The organism is Stenotrophomonas sp. ZAC14D2_NAIMI4_6 (assembly GCF_003086875.1).
In the GTDB taxonomy this organism is placed as follows: domain Bacteria; phylum Pseudomonadota; class Gammaproteobacteria; order Xanthomonadales; family Xanthomonadaceae; genus Stenotrophomonas.
In genome coordinates, this window is sequence record NZ_CP025996.1 from 17,130 (window position 1) to 32,445 (window position 15,316).

Annotated in this window: 12 protein-coding genes; 8 read left to right on the forward strand and 4 right to left on the reverse strand. The window is 68.3% G+C overall.

What is annotated here, in order from left to right:
* The first annotated feature begins 29 nt into the window (after nt 1–29).
* A complete protein-coding gene (locus C1933_RS00080) occupies nt 30–392 on the forward strand; it encodes a hypothetical protein (RefSeq protein ID WP_159093921.1) in 363 nt (120 codons plus the stop codon).
* 75 nt (nt 393–467) lie between these two features.
* On the opposite strand, the gene C1933_RS00085 is transcribed toward C1933_RS00080, so the two are convergent.
* The 3 genes from C1933_RS00085 to C1933_RS00095 form a co-directional block, all read right to left on the reverse strand.
* A complete protein-coding gene (locus tag C1933_RS00085; RefSeq protein WP_108751685.1) occupies nt 468–1,175 on the reverse strand; it encodes a 2OG-Fe(II) oxygenase in 708 nt (235 codons plus the stop codon).
* 108 nt (nt 1,176–1,283) lie between these two features.
* The gene (locus C1933_RS00090) at nt 1,284–2,300 is read right to left on the reverse strand and encodes a class 1 fructose-bisphosphatase (RefSeq protein WP_108751686.1); all 1,017 of its coding nucleotides are present in this window, start codon (nt 2,298–2,300) and stop codon (nt 1,284–1,286) included.
* A 345-nt stretch (nt 2,301–2,645) separates the two neighbouring features.
* A complete protein-coding gene (locus C1933_RS00095) occupies nt 2,646–3,848 on the reverse strand; it encodes an amino acid aminotransferase (protein WP_108751687.1) in 1,203 nt (400 codons plus the stop codon).
* Between the two features lie 168 nt (nt 3,849–4,016).
* Between C1933_RS00095 and C1933_RS00100 the strand changes: the two genes are divergently transcribed.
* The 4 genes from C1933_RS00100 (at nt 4,017) to C1933_RS00115 (ending at nt 10,732) form a co-directional block, all read left to right on the forward strand.
* Complete coding sequence (locus C1933_RS00100) at nt 4,017–6,131, forward strand: TonB-dependent receptor (RefSeq protein WP_108751688.1); 2,115 nt, start codon at nt 4,017–4,019, stop codon at nt 6,129–6,131.
* Between the two features lie 120 nt (nt 6,132–6,251).
* Complete coding sequence (locus C1933_RS00105) at nt 6,252–8,570, forward strand: TonB-dependent siderophore receptor (RefSeq protein ID WP_199911396.1); 2,319 nt, start codon at nt 6,252–6,254, stop codon at nt 8,568–8,570.
* 58 nt (nt 8,571–8,628) lie between these two features.
* A complete protein-coding gene (locus C1933_RS00110) occupies nt 8,629–9,345 on the forward strand; it encodes a response regulator transcription factor (protein ID WP_108751689.1) in 717 nt (238 codons plus the stop codon).
* Nucleotides 9,338–10,732, forward strand: a complete 1,395-nt coding sequence (locus C1933_RS00115) for an ATP-binding protein (protein ID WP_108751690.1) — start codon at nt 9,338–9,340, stop codon at nt 10,730–10,732. The genes C1933_RS00110 and C1933_RS00115 overlap by 8 nt, the downstream gene beginning before the upstream one ends.
* 171 nt (nt 10,733–10,903) lie before the next feature.
* Here C1933_RS00115 and C1933_RS00120 read toward each other — a convergent pair whose 3' ends face one another.
* On the reverse strand, nt 10,904–11,227 hold the full coding sequence (locus C1933_RS00120; protein ID WP_108747923.1) for a hypothetical protein: 324 nt from the start codon (nt 11,225–11,227) through the stop codon (nt 10,904–10,906).
* A gap of 143 nt (nt 11,228–11,370) precedes the next feature.
* On the opposite strand from C1933_RS00120, the gene C1933_RS00125 reads away from it, so the two are divergent.
* The 3 genes from C1933_RS00125 to ligD all read left to right on the forward strand — a co-directional run bounded on the left by C1933_RS00125 (nt 11,371) and on the right by ligD (nt 15,280).
* Nucleotides 11,371–11,769 (forward strand): hypothetical protein, encoded by a 399-nt coding sequence (locus tag C1933_RS00125; RefSeq protein ID WP_108751691.1) that lies wholly within the window; start codon nt 11,371–11,373, stop codon nt 11,767–11,769.
* A gap of 112 nt (nt 11,770–11,881) precedes the next feature.
* Nucleotides 11,882–12,817, forward strand: a complete 936-nt coding sequence (locus C1933_RS00130) for a Ku protein (protein WP_108754677.1) — start codon at nt 11,882–11,884, stop codon at nt 12,815–12,817.
* A gap of 3 nt (nt 12,818–12,820) precedes the next feature.
* Complete coding sequence (gene ligD, locus C1933_RS00135) at nt 12,821–15,280, forward strand: DNA ligase D (protein WP_108751692.1); 2,460 nt, start codon at nt 12,821–12,823, stop codon at nt 15,278–15,280.
* Nucleotides 15,281–15,316 lie beyond the last annotated feature (36 nt).

Here is a 15,316-nt window from a genome sequence, read left to right on the forward strand (position 1 = left end):
GCCCATGAAGGGCCGGACAGGAGATGCCCGTGAACGATGGCGCACTTGCCGCAGCGATCGCCGCTTCCGCTGCCAACACCCATCCTTGGATGCAGGCGCAGCATCGCCAGGTACTGGAGTACTTCGAACAGCGGCAGGCATTTTCGCCGGCGACCTCGATTCCGTTGGCCGCCTTCGACGTGGAGCTGGAAGAGGTGGTGTACGACATGATCGACGACGGCCTGGTCGAGGTCGTGGCGACCGACCGCTGCTACCTGGACCGGCAGACGCTGCTGCAGCGCGTGCAGGACGACGAACGATCGGCCGAGCGCCTCAACCGCGTGCTGCTGCGCTACGTAGTGCCCGTTCTGGTGATCGTACTCATCGCCGTGGGCGTAGCGCTGGCCCTGTAGCGTCGAGCTTGCTCGACTGAGCGCGCCGCAAAGAGCAGCAAAGCGCAGTCGAGCAAGCTCGACTCTACGGCGTCGTCAGCCCCCGAACAGCTTCTGCGCGCTCTGGAACAGGATCCAACTCGTCGCGATGAACTTGTCGCCACCCTGCGGCCGATTGCCACGATGGGTATGGGTGAACGCTGTCGGCGCGATCAGCAGGCTGCCGGTGCGCGGTGCGATCTTGCGGCCCTGGAACAGGAATTCGGTTTCGCCTTCCTCGAACTCATCGTTGAGGTAGAGCGTCCACAGCACGTGCCGGTGCAGGGTCTCGGCCTGCGGGTCCTTCGGGTACAGCTCACAGTGCCAGTACGGGTAACCGCCCTCGCCCGCCGCGTACCACTGCAGGTTGATGGCACCCGGGCGCAGGCAGGTGCGGGCCAGGTCGGCCAGCTGTTCCTGCGCCATGTCGGGGAAATCCTCGGCCGACAGTCGGCGCGGCTGGCCGCTGCTGTCCTGGATCTGCAACATCAGGGGCGCGATCAACGCCTGTGGATAACGGCGTAGATAAGTCAACAGTCCGGCGAAAACCGCCTGCTGCAGCGCGCTGTCCACATCCTTCCAGCCCTCCGCGCCACTGATGCGCAGATCCTTGCTGCGCTTGAGTTCCGGGAACACGCCACTGCCCACTGCGCCGGGTTTCAGGTGCTGGCTGGCACGCATGCGGGCAACGATCGCCGCGCAGACGTCGCTGGGGACGGCGTTGTGGATGACTTCGATGAAATCGACCGGACCCGGCTCGTGCATGCGTACATTCCTTCGGCGGCAAGGGCCTGATGGTGCCGTTTGCCGCCGCTGCTGTCACCCTGCGGTCATGTCATCGTTGTGCCATGACCGCTGTAGGGGTGGCCGCCGTCAGACGCTCTTCGCGTCGTGCTCCTGGTGATAGCGCACCGCTTCAGCCACTTCCTCGCGCGAACCCAGGAACACCGGCACGCGCTGGTGCAGATGCTCGGGCTGAATGTCGACGATGCGTTCGCGGCCGGTCCACGCGGCGCCGCCGGCCTGTTCCACCAGCAGGCCCATCGGGTTGGCTTCGTACATCAGGCGCAGCTTGCCGGCCTTGCCTGGTTCCTTCTTGTCCCACGGGTAGATGAAGATGCCGCCGCGGGTCAGGATGCGATGCACGTCGGCCACCATGCTGGCGATCCAGCGCATGTTGAAGTTCTTGCCGCGCGCGCCTTCCTTGCCGGCCAGCAGATCGCCCACGTACGCCTGCATGGGAGCTTCCCAGTGGCGCTGGTTGGACATGTTGATGGCAAATTCCTGGGTGGCGGCGGGAATCTGCATGTTGGCGGTGGTCAACACGAACTCACCGGTTTCGCGGTCCAGGGTGAAGGCGTGGGTGCCATGGCCGACGGTCAGCACCAGTTGGGTGCTGGGCCCGTAGATGCAGTAGCCGGCGGCAATCTGCTTGCTGCCCGGCTGCAGGAAGGCATCATCCCCCGGCAGTTCGACATTGGTGGGGCAGCGCAGCACCGAGAAGATGGTGCCGACCGAGACGTTGACGTCGATGTTCGAGCTGCCGTCGAGGGGATCGAACAGCAGCAGGAAATCGCCACGCGGGTAGATGTCCGGCACCGGCTGGCTGTGGTCCATTTCTTCCGACGCGCACGCGGCCAGGTGGCCGCCCCAGGCGTTGGCTTCCAGCAGGATCTCGTTGCTGATCACGTCCAGCTTCTTCTGCGCTTCGCCCTGTACGTTGCCGGTGCCGGCATCGCCCAGTACGCCGCCCAGGGCGCCCTTGCTGACGGCGATGGAGATGCTGGTGCAGGCGCGGGCGACCACGGCGATCAGCTGGCGCAGGTCGGCGTTGATGCGGCCGGCGTGCTGTTCTTGAATCAGGTACCGGGTCAGCGAAGTACGGGACATGGCGGGCGGGCCTTGGCAGCGGGGAAACGGCTATTGTCGCTGCTGCGCGCGGCGCGTGCGTGATTGGTTTGAGGGGAAATCGATTACAACGGCGTTGCGCTGTGCGGCGCCGTCTTTCTATCGAGGCCCGCGGGAGGGACAGGCTGCGCGGGACACGCCGTTAACCCATCCATGGGGGCTCGTAGGCGCCATCCTTGGCGCCTGCGGTCCCGCGCAGCCTGTCCCTCCCGCGGGCTTCAGGGTTCGCCGCGAGCGCGGAGGGTGTGGCAAAGGCAGGAGCAAAGGCAGAGCAAAAAACAAAGGCGCCTTTCGGCGCCTCTGTTTTCAAGCATGTGCAGCGGTGCTTCAGCCCTTGGCGACGGTGGCCACGGCCTTGGCGACGTATTCCAGGTTGTTCTGGCTCAGTGCGGCCACGCAGATGCGGCCGGTGCCGACGGCGTAGATGCCGAACTCGTCACGCAGACGCTCGACCTGCACGCGGCTGAGGCCGGAGTAGGAGAACATGCCGGCCTGCTGGTTGATGAAACCGAACTGCGGCGCGCCGGCGGCGGCCAGCTTTTCCACCAGACCGCCACGCAGGGCGTGGATGCGTTCGCGCATCTCGGTCAGTTCCTGTTCCCACAGCGCGCGCAGTTCCGGGCTGTTGAGCACACCAGCCACCAGTGCGGCACCGTGGGTGGACGGGCTGGAGTAGATGGTGCGGATGATGCGCTTGATCTGCGACTGCACGGCCTTGGCGTCGTTGGCGGTCGGGGCGACCACCGACAGTGCGCCCACGCGTTCGCCGTACAGCGAGAACGACTTGGAGTACGAGTTGGCGACGATGAAGCTGTCGATGCCGGCTTCGGCGATGATGCGCACGGCCGCGCCGTCCTGCTCGATGCCCTTGTCGAAGCCCTGGTAGGCCATGTCGATGAAGGGGAACAGCTGGCGGTCCTTCAGCAGCTGTGCCACCTGCTTCCACTGGCTGACGGTGAGGTCGGCGCCGGTGGGGTTGTGGCAGCAGGCGTGCAGCAGCACCACGGTGCCCGGCTGCAGCGTCTGCAGGTCGGCCAGCATGCCGTCGAAGTTCACGCCATGGGTGGCGGCGTCGAAGTAGGTGTATTCCACCACCTCGAAACCGGCCGCACCGAACACCGCGCGGTGGTTTTCCCAGCTGGGGTTGCTGATGGCGATGGTGGCGTGCGGCAGCAGCTTCTTCAGCAGGTCAGCGCCGACACGCAGCGCACCGCTGCCGCCCACGGTCTGGGTGGTGGCCACGCGGCCGGCGTCCAGCAGCGGCGAGTCCTTGCCGAACACCAGTTCACGGGTGGCCTGGGTGTACGCCGGCAGGCCGTCGATCGGCAGGTAGCCGCGCGGTTTTGCTTCGGTGGCGAGCTGCTGCTCGATCTGCTTGACGGCACGCAGCAGCGGAATGCGGCCGCTTTCGTCGTAGTAGATGCCTACACCCAGGTTGACCTTGGTCGGGCGGCTGTCGGCGTTGTACGCCTCGGTCAGGCCCAGGATCGGGTCGCCCGGGACCAGTTCCACGTTTGCAAAGAAGGACACGGCGGTACTCGTTCGATATGAGGGGGAGAAGAAGCGCGGGTCGCGTGGTTGCAGCCGTCGGCCGCAACCGTCCCATCGTAACAAAGCGTGCCACCGGCGCGGCGCTCATCGTCACGCTGCAGCCCGTACCATGCCGTGTTGTTTTCCCCCCGTGGTTGAAGCTGAACAATGAACGAGCCCGTGGCGCGTCGCCGCCTGCCCCTGCTGATCGCCCTGCTGCCGGCTGCCGCCGTGGCGCAGGCCCAGACCACCACCGCGTTGCCCACGGTGGAGGTGCAGGCCGCACGGGTACAGGGCATCGACCCGTTCGCGCTGCCGGCCAGCCAGGACACGGTCTGGGTGGACGACGACCGCAGCGGCGCCAGTGCCCAGCTTTCCGAGGCGCTGGCCGGCGTACCGGGGCTGCTGGCACGTGACCGGCAGAACTTCGCCCAGGACACCCAGCTGTCGATCCGCGGCTTCGGCGCCCGTTCCACCTTCGGCGTGCGCGGCGTGCGCGTGGTGGTGGATGGCGTGCCGGCCACCATGCCCGACGGGCAGGGCCAGCTGTCGCATGCCAGCCTGCTGGGTGCCGAGCGCATCGAGGTGCTGCGGGGGCCGTTCTCGGCGCTGTACGGCAATTCATCCGGTGGCGTGCTGCAGGTCTGGAGCGCGCAGGGCCAGGCCGGCGATCCCTGGCGGCTGCGGGTCAATGCCGGGGCCGACAACACCCTGAGCGTGGGTGCGCAGCTGCGTGGCGCCAGTGCCGGCATCGATTACAACATCGCCGCCAACCACTTCCGCACAGACGGCTGGCGCGACCACAGCCGGGCCCGGCGCGAATCGTTGAACGCGCGCATCGGCGGCGAGCTGGCCGGTGGCCGCCTGGAGCTGCTGCTGAACGCGCTGGACGCGCCCGACGCGCAGGACCCGCTGGGCCTGACCCGCGCACAGGTGGCCGCCAATCCGCGCCAGGCCACGTCCGTGGCCACGCAGTACAACACCCGTAAATCGGTCAGCCAGCAGCAGGCCGGGCTGCGCTGGACCCGTGAGACCGGCGCCCAGCGCTGGCAGCTGATGGGCTACGGCGGGCAGCGCGAGGTGACCCAGTACCTGGCCATTCCGCCGGGCCCGCAGGCCAACCCGCTGCACGCCGGCGGGGTGATCGATCTGGACGGCAACTACGGCGGCGTGGACGCGCGCTGGGGCTGGCGCGGCGATCTGGCCGGTCGCCCGCTGGACGTGGTGGTGGGCGCCAATGCCGACCGCCAGCGCCAGCACCGCACTGGTTACGAGAACTTCATCGGCAGCACGCTGGGCGTGCGCGGTGCGCTGCGCCGCGACCAGCGCGACACCGTGCAGAACGTGGACCAGTTCGCCCAGGCCTGGTGGCAGTGGAGCCCGCGCTGGTCGCTGCTGGCCGGGGTGCGCCACAGCACGGTGCGCTTCGAGTCGGACGACCACTACATCGTTGGCCGCAACCCCGACGACAGCGGTCGCCGCCGCTACCAGGCCACCACCCCGGTGGCCGGGGTCAGCTTCGAGGCCACGCCACAGTGGCGCCTGCATGCGGCGGTGGGCCGTGGTTTCGAAACGCCCACCTTCAACGAACTGGGCTACCGCGCCGATGGCCAGGCCGGGTTGGCGCTGGACCTGGCCGCCGCGCGCAGCCGCAACCTGGAAGTGGGCAGCAAGTGGCATGCGCAGAACGGCACCCAGTTCGACGTGAGCGTGTTCCGCGCCGACACCGATGACGAACTGGCGGTGGCCAGCAACACCAACGGCCGCAGCACCTACCGCAACATCGGCCGCACCCGGCGCCAGGGCGTGGAACTGCAGTACCGGCAGCCGCTGGCCGAACAGCTGGAACTGCAGGTGGCCTGGACCTGGCTGCAGGCGCAGGTGCGGTCCGGCTACCTGGCCTGTGCCGGCAGCGGCTGCAGCGTGCCCGATACCGAAGTGCGTGCCGGCAGCCGCCTGCCCGGCGTGCCCCGCCAGCAGGCCTATGCGCGCCTGCAGTGGTCGCCCGGTGCCTGGCAGTGGGCGCTGGAAGGCACCGCCAGCAGCGACGTGGTGGTGAACGATCTGGCCACCGAACGGGCGCCCGGCTACGTCGTGCTGAACCTGGAAGCTGGCCACCGCTGGTCGCTGGCCAGTGGCGATCTGCGCGCGTTCGCCCGCCTGGACAACGTGCTGGACCAGCGCTACATCGGCTCGGTGATCGTCAACGATGGCAACGGTCGCTTCTTCGAACCCGGCCCGGACCGCCGTGCCAGCGTCGGCCTGCAGTGGTCGTGGCGCTGAGCGCGCAGCGCGGCCCGTTACACACGCTTACATTCCCACACGCAGGAACACAGGACGGCGTCGCTATCATGACGCAAATGGGAATCGATCCCATTTGAATCTCCGATAAGGACTCCCCCTGTGACTGCCGATGCCCTCACCCGCGCGGGCCTGCCGCGCGCTGTTCTGCCGTGCCCGCATGCGCCTGGCCTGCGCCGCGCCCTTGCCCTGGCCGTCGCGCTGGCGCTGCCGCTGGCCGCCCATGCCGAGGCCCCGGCCGATGCCAACCCCACCACCCTGGACGGGTTGGAAGTGACCGCGCGCCGCCAGTCGCAGGCCGACAGCTACACCCTGCCGGTCAGCCGCGCCGCCATCGGCCTGGACCTGAGCGTGCGCCAGACCCCGCAGTCGGTCACCAGCGTCACCCGCCAGCAGATGGACGATCTGCAGATCGAATCCATCGATGACGTGCTGACCAGCACCACCGGCATCACCACCTATTCGCTGGACAACGCCGGCCGCACCACGTTCCGCGCGCGCGGCTTCGACATCGGCAACTTCAAGGTGGACGGCATGCTGGTGAACGGTGCCAGCAGCTTCAGTGGCGGCGGCGCGGCGCTGAACATGGATCTGTACGACCACGTGCAGGTGGTGCGCGGTGCCAACGGCCTGCTGGGCGGCACCGGCGATCCCTCGGCCACGGTCTACCTGGAACGCAAGCGGCCGACCGCCGACTTCGGTGGCGCCGCCGCGCTCACCCTCGGCAGCCATGACAAGCGCCGCCTGATGGGTGACGTGAACGTGCCGCTGACCACCGATGGTCGCGTGCGCAGCCGCTTCGTGGTCAGTGCCGAAGATTCGGACACCTTCCGCCAGCGCGAAGACATCCAGCGCCTGGCCGGACTGGCCAGCTTCGAGGCCGACCTGGGCAGCGCCACCGTGCTGAACCTGGGCGTGCAGTACGAAAAAACCCGCAACGGCGGCGCGTCGTGGGGCAGCAACGTGCCGATCTGGTGGGCCGACGGCAGCCGTGCGCAGCTGTCGCGCAGCACCAACCCTGCCGCCGACTGGAGCCTGGCCAAGCGGGACAACACCACCGTGTTCGGCAGCGTGGAACAGGGGCTGGGCGCGGACTGGACGCTGCGCGTGGCGTTCGCCCACGACAGCGGTGAAAGCTTCACCAACTACGGCGTGGCCAAGGTCAACAACGCCGCGCGCAACCAGGGCTTCGCCGGCTTCTGGAACCCGGACGGCAGCGGCGCCTTCCTCAATGCGATCCACAGCGAATCGGAAACCCGCCGCGACAACCTGGACATCAGCGCCAGTGGCCCGCTGCAGCTGTTCGGCCGCGAGCACCAGCTGATGGTGGGCTTCAACGGCTACCGCAGCGAGATCACCGACTACAGCTTCAGCGCCGCGCTGGGCAACTGCACCATTGCCGGCGTGGCGCCGTGGAGCGGCTGCCAGTACCGCGCCGTGGGCCTGCCGATCGCCGACTGGCGCAGCTGGGATGGCAGCTACGCGGGCTTTGAAACCTTCCGCACGCCTGCACGCAGCAAGACCATCACCGAGAACCTGGGCGGCTACCTGGCCGGTCGTTTCAGCCTGGCCGACCCGCTGTCGCTGGTGCTGGGCACGCGGCTGAGCAACTACAAGACCTATACCCAGACCTACACCCAGGCCGACGTGCGCACCCGTGGCGCGGCCACTGGCGAACAGCAGGTCGTCACCCCGTACGCCGGCCTGGTCTGGGACTTCGCCGCGAACTATTCGGCGTATGTGAGCTACACCGATGTGTTCAGCCCGCAGGGCAACGTGCGCGATGCCAACGACACCCTGCTCGATCCGGTGACCGGCAAGAGCTATGAGGCCGGCATCAAGGGCGAATGGGCCGACGGCGCACTGAACGCAGCGCTGGCCCTGTTCCGCAACGAGCAGAACAACGTGGCCGAAAGCACCGGCGAGGTGCATCCGGACACCGGCCTGACCATCTACCGCGCGGTGGACGGGGTGAAGTCCAAGGGTGCCGACCTGGAAATCAGCGGCCGGCTGGCCCAGGGCTGGAACGTCTATGCCGGCTACACCTGGCTGCAGGTCGATGGCCTGTCCTACCAGCAGGACCCGCGCCACCTGCTGCGCTTGAACACCACCTGGACCCTGCCCGGTGCGTTGTCGAAGCTGACCGTTGGCGGTGGCCTGTCGGTGCAGAGCGGCACGGTGATGTCGACCAACCCCGGCCGCCCGCTGGGCGGTGGGCGCTACGACGCCAGCAACCTGCCGATGGGCGGCTACACCCTGGTGAACCTGATGGCGCGCTATGCCCTGACCGATACCGTGCAGCTGGCGGTGAACGTGAACAACCTGACCGACAAGACCTACTACACCCAGTACGGCTTCTACGACGGGTTGATCTTCGGCGAGCCGCGCAGCACCACCTTCAGCGTGCGTGCGCGCTTCTGATCCCACCAACGGCGGCGCCTGCACTGCGGGGCGCCGCCGCTTCTGGGAAGATGCAGCAATGACTGACAACGCCGCTGCCACTGCGCGCATCCTGATCGTCGATGACGATCCGGAAATCGGCGCGCTGCTGGCCGAATACCTGGGCCGGCACGGCCTGCACACCGATACTGCCGCCGAAGGGATGGCCATGTGGGCAGCCCTGGATCGCCAGCGCTTCGACGCGGTGGTGCTGGATCTGATGCTGCCGGGCGAGGACGGCCTGTCCCTGTGCCAGCAGTTGCGTGCGCGCACGGCGCTGCCGGTGATCATGCTGACCGCCCGCGGGCGCGCGGCCGACCGCATCCTGGGGCTGGAACACGGTGCCGATGACTATGTGGCCAAGCCGTTCGACCCGCGCGAGCTGCTGCTGCGGCTGCAGGCGGTGCTGCGCCGGGCGCAACCGGCGGCGCTGGCCACGCGGCTGCGCTTTGCCGGCTGGACCCTGGACACGCGCACCCACCAGCTGCAGGCCGACGATGGCCGCCGCCACCTGCTGGGCGAGACGGATTTCATCGCGCTGCAGCTGTTCCTGCGCCACCCCGACGAAGTGCTGGAACGCGATTACCTGGTGGAACAGGTCTACGGGCGCGACCGCCTGCCCAGTGATCGCAGCATCGACATGTGCATCAGCCGGCTGCGGCAGATGCTGGAACACGACAGCCGCGCGCCGCTGCTGATCCGTACCGTGCGCCACCGCGGCTACTGCCTGGCCGGGCCGGTGCACGCCGATGGCTGAGCCGCGCCAGGGCTGGCCGCGCACCCTGTATGGCCGCCTGGTGCTGGTGCTGGTGGCCGGCATGCTGCTGGCCCAGCTGCTGACCGGCACGATCTGGCATGACGCCCGCTACGAGCGCGTGGCCGAGATTCCCGCGCGGCTGGCCGCCGCCCACGTCGCGCAGAGCCTGCGCCTGCTGGAAGCGCCGGGATCGCCACTGGCCGGTGCCGACCCGGCGTTGCTGTCCACCGCCGACCTGACCGTGCACGCGGTCGACGACGGTGGCCCGGTGCCGCTGCGTGCGCGTGACCGGGCGGTCGAACACCTGCTGCAGGCCGCACTGGCCAGCGAACTGGGCGCGCCGCGTGAACTGCACCTGCAGCACCTGCGCCTGTACGACGGGCAGGGACGCGAGGACGACAAAGCGCTGTCGGCCCGCCACGTGGCCGGGCAGTTCCAGTTGCGGGTGCGCAGCAGCACCGGCCGCTGGCTGCAGTTCGACGTGCGCGAAGGCCAGGCCGGCCTGCAGCTGGAGCCGGGCCACGCCCTGAGCGACTACCTGCTGCGCATCTATGGGCTGCGCACCTTGCTGATCGTGCTGCTGGCCCTGCTGGTGGTGCGCTGGCTGACCCGCCCGCTCACCCGCCTGGGCGCCGCCGCGCAGGCGCTGGGCCACAACCTGCACGCACCGCCGCTGCCACTGGAGGGGCCGCGCGAAGTCCGCCAGGCCGCGCAGGCCTTCAACCAGATGCAGCAGCAGCTGCAGCAGGCCGCGCAGGCGCGCGAGGAGCTGCTGGCTGCGGTATCGCACGACCTGCGTTCGCCGTTGACCCGGCTGCGCCTGCGTACCGAACTGCTGGCTGATGAAAGCGCGCGCACGCGCTGGCGTGCCGATCTGGACGACATGCAGGAGCTGGTGGATTCGATCCTGGACTACAGCAGCGCCACCCAGCTGCGCGGCGAACGCGAGCCGCTGGATATCGACGCCCTGCTGCGCACGGTGGTGGACGATGCACGCGAGGCCGGGCATGCGGTACAGCTGCAGGGACAGGCGGGCGTGGCCTACCGCGGCTTCCCGCGCAGCCTGAAGCGCGCGCTGGCCAACCTGCTGGACAACGCCGGGCGCTATGGCGGCGGCGCCTGGGTGAAGGCTTGGAGCGATGCACAGGCCATCCACATCCGCATTGTCGATGAAGGACCAGGCATTCCTGCCGAACAGCGCGCGCGCATGCTGCAGCCGTTCCAGCGCTTGGAAGCCTCGCGCAGCGCGCGGCATGGCGGTACGGGGCTGGGCCTGAGCATTGCCGTGGCCGTGGTGCAGGCACATGGCGGTGAACTGCTGCTGGAAGACGGCGAGGCGGGGCGCGGTCTGTGCGTGCGCATCACCCTGCCGCATGCGCCCGGGTAGAGTCGAGCTTGCTCGACTGGCTTCTGTAGAGCCGAGCCGTGCTCGGCTGTCTTGAAGCAGTCGAGCAAGCTCGACTCTACCAACAGCAGTCGAGCAAGCTCGACTCTACCAACAGCAGTCGAGCAAGCTCGACTCTACCAACAGCAGTCGAGCAGGCTCGACGCTACGCGTTCAATCCGGTGCCTTGGCCGGCACGAACGGCGAGGTCGGGTCGCTGGCCGGGAAGGTCTCCTCCAGTGCCTGGTCCTGGTTGTCGCTGGCGTGCTGCTTGCGCTCGCGGCGCTTGAGCGGGCTCTCCTGCCCGCCCCGGTGGCGGTCGCCACAGTCCTTGCGGTCCTGCGCCGCCTGTTCAGGGTGGTGGACCACGGGCAGGGCGTCCACGTGCTCGGCAGGCATGCCGGCGCCGCGGTCTTCGGCATCGGCCAGATCATGCTTGGCACGTTGTTCGCCCGGAACCGGGGTGTGGGTCTGGCGCAGGGGATCTCGGCTGGACATGGGCGTGCTCCGCGGACGGGGTGTCCACTACAGCGCCGCGCGGGTAAAGGAACCGCGAACCCGGCGTCATGAACATATCTGTCACGGCTGGATAACGGCACCGCCGGTATTCCTGCCCTCCCGCCTCGCTGCAGGAGCCGGCCATGCCCCGTCTTGAACGCCCCGCCCCGTCCGTGTTCAACGCCCTGCTGGACCCGGCCGCGCCGCGCCCGGCGCAACGTCGCAGCCGTCGCCATGAAGATCCGCAGGCGGTGGCGCAGGACTACCTGCAGTACATGCTGAACGACTACGAGACCCGCCGCGCCCACGGCCACCGCAACTGGCGTGATCTGTGCCCGGTGTACGCCTTTGCGTTGACCACCCATGCCGCCGACTGGCCGCGCGGCGATGCCGCCGACACCTGCGAAGAACTGGCCGAGCACTGGGAACAGATGCGCGGGCAGTCGCGCATGGGCTGGGCGCAGGCGCGCCCCGTGGTGGAAGACGCCTGGCGCGCGCTGGACCACATTCCGACGGCAGCGGTGCGGCCATTGCTGCAGTGATGCAGCACCGAACCCACGCGCGCCTGCACCACCCGCCCTGCACGGCCCCGACACGGCTGTTTCACGGCGGCCGACGGAAGCTGTGCGCCCCGCCGCTATGCAGGTGCGCGCCATGGCCCGCCCGATCTGGACCGGAACCCTTTCCTTCGGCCTGCTGAACGTGCCGGTGTCGCTGATGTCCGGTGAACGCAAGGTCGACCTGCAGTTCCGCATGCTGGATTCACGGGATCGAAAGCCGATCCGCTTCGAGCGGGTCAACGCCGATACCGGCGAAGAAGTGCCGTGGAAGGACATCGTCAAAGCCTACGAGTACGACAAGGGCAGCTATGTCGTGCTGGAAGAAGGCGATATCCGCTCGGCCGCACCGGAAAGCCACGAAACCGTGGAAGTGGAAACCTTCGTCGATGCCAACGCCATCGATCCACGCTACTACGAGAAGCCCTACCTGCTGCTGCCTGGCAAGAAAGCCGAGAAGGGCTACGTGCTGCTGCGTGAAACCCTGCGCGACACCGGCAAGGCCGGCATTGCGCGGGTGGTGGTGCGCACCCGCGAGTACCTGTGTGCGGTGATGCCGCAGGGCCATGCGCTGGTGCTGATGATCCTGCGCTACCCGCAGGAACTGGTCGATCCGGACGATTACAAGCTGCCCACCGGCAGCCTGGCCGACTACCGCATCACCGCCAAGGAAACGGCGATGGCCGGCCAGCTGATCGAATCGATGGCCGCCGACTGGGACCCTTCGCAGTACCACGATGAATTCCGCGAGCGACTGCAGCAGGTATTGAACAAGCGCATCAAATCCAAGGGCGGCACCACCCGCGTGGAAGAAGAGCCGGAACCGCGCGAGGACGCCACCACCAACGTGGTGGACTTCATGGCGCTGCTGCAGAAGAGCCTGGATGCGAACACGCGCACGCCGGCGAAGAAAACCGCTGCACGCAAGGCGCCGGCGAAGAAGGCCAGCAAGACGAAGAAGGCGAGCAAGAGCACCACCGCCAAGGTCGCCAAGGCGACCAGGAAGGCTGCAACGCGCCGCAAGGCAGGCTGAGCCGTGTCCCTGCACCAGTACCGCCGCAAGCGCCGCCTGGGCGGGGGCAGCGGGCAGACACCCGAGCCCGACGATGCCCCGGCGGCCGGCAACCCGAAGCGGCGCCCGCAGTTCGTCATCCAGCTGCACCATGCCAGCTCCCGCCACTACGACTTCCGTCTGGAGATGGATGGCGTGCTGAAGAGCTGGGCGGTGCCCAAGGGCCCTTCGTTGCGCGTTGGCGAGAAGCGCCTGGCGGTGGAGGTGGAAGATCATCCGCTTTCCTATGCCGGTTTCGAGGGCAATATTCCCGAAGGCCACTATGGCGCGGGCCATGTGCAGGTATTCGACCACGGCAGTTGGGCCTGCGAAGGCGACCCGCTGCAGGCCCTGGCCGACGGCAAGATCGACTTCGTGCTGCACGGGCAGCGCTTGGCTGGCGGCTGGAAGCTGGTGCGCACGGCCATGAAGGGCCGCCAGGTGCAGTGGCTGCTGATCAAGCGCGATGATGCGCAGGCACGCGATGCGGAGGCCGATGATCTGCTGCAGGAAGCCACGCCATCGCGCGCGGTGGCCCGTACGCGCGGCACGACACCCACCGCGCCACGCAAGGCTGATGCGCGCTGGCACGCGCGCGCGCTGAAGCTGGCCGGTGCACGTGATCATGCATACCCGCGCGGCTTCAAGCCGCAGCTGACCGACCACCGCGACAGCGCGCCCGACGGCGAGCGCTGGCTGCATGAGATCAAGTGGGATGGCTATCGCCTGCTGGCCGACCTGCACGAGGGCGAGGTGAAACTGCGCTCGCGCAATGGCCTGGACTGGACCGCCGACTTCCCCGAAGTCACCCAGGCCGTGCGCGCGCTGCCGGTGCGCGATGCGCGCCTGGATGGCGAGCTGGTGGTGCTCGATGCACAGGGACGCAGCGACTTCGCCGCCCTGCAGCGGGTGATCGATGGCAGTTCGAAGCAGCCGCTGCGCTACATCGTGTTCGACCTGCCCGGCGTGGCCGGCGTGGACATCAGTCGTGCGCCACTGGTCGAACGCAAGGCCTTGCTGAAGCAGCTGATCGGGACGGAACCGGGCACGCTGGCCTTCAGCGAGCACGTGCTCGACCACGGGCCGGCGGTGTTCGCCGCCAGTGGCGACGCCGGCTTCGAGGGCATCGTCAGCAAGCAGGTGGACGCGCCCTACGTGAACACGCGCGCGCGCAGCTGGGTGAAGGTGAAGCATGAAGACAGCGACGAGTTCGTCATCGTCGGACACACCGCACCCAAGGGCAGCCGGGTCGGCTTCGGTTCGCTGCTGCTGGCCACGCCCGATGGCGACGGCCTGCGCTATGTGGGGCGGGTCGGCACCGGTTTCGATGATGCAAGCCTGAAGAGGCTGGGCAGCGTGCTGGCGCCTTTGGCGGGGAAGACGCCGGTGCTGGAACTGCCGGCCCATGTCCCGTTGCGAGCGTCCAGCGTGCGCTGGGTGAAGCCGCAGGTGGTGGCCGAGGTCGCCTTCCGTGGCTGGGGCAAGGAAGGACTGCTGCGCCAGGCCAGCTTCAAGCGCCTGCGCAGCGACAAGGGAAAGCAGGACCTGGGCGTGGCACAGCCCGCTGCGGGGCGCGATGACACTGCGGTAGCCATCAGCCATCCCGAGCGGGTGGTGTACCCGCGGCAGAAGCTCAGAAAGGGGGATGTGGCCGACTACTACCGGCAGATGGCGCGCTGGATTCTGCCGGAGATTGCCGCTCGCCCGCTGTCACTGCTGCGTTGCCCGGACGGCGTCGGCAAGGCCTGCTTCTTCCAGAAGCACCACGGACCGGGCCTGGGCGATGCGGTGCATGCCGTGCCGCTGCAGCAGAAGAGCGGGCGCGAGGACTACGTCTACATCGACGATGCGCGCGGTTTGCTGCAGCTGGTGCAGATGAACACGCTGGAGCTGCATCCGTGGGGTGCGACGGTGGATGATCCCGAGCATCCGGACCGGCTGGTGTTCGACCTGGACCCCGGTGACGGTGTGTCCTGGGCGCAGGTAAAGACGGGTGCCCGCGATGTGCGCGACCGCCTGCTGCAGGTCGGCCTGCAGAGCTTCGTGCGGTTGTCCGGTGGCAAGGGCGTGCACGTGGTGGTGCCATTGCAGCCGAAAGCCGATTGGGAACAGGCCAAGACATTCTGCGAGGCCTTCGCGCAGGCGATGGCGCTGGAACAGCCTGAGCGCTACGTGGCGACGATGAGCAAGGCCAAGCGCAGCGGCGTGATCTTCATTGACTGGCTGCGCAACACCCGCGGTGCCACCAGCGTGTGCTCGTGGTCGCTGCGGGCACGCGACAGCGCCGGCGTCGCCGTGCCGTTGCGCTGGGACGAGCTGGCGCGGGTGAGTGCTGCCGATGCCTTCCCGATGCCCAAGGCGTTGGCCCGGGCGAAGCGGCTGAAGGCCGACCCCTGGCAGGGCATCGAACGGTTGCAGCAGGTGTTGCCGGGCGGTAATCGGTAGCGCCGGGCCACGCCCGGCGCTACCAGATCACTGCGG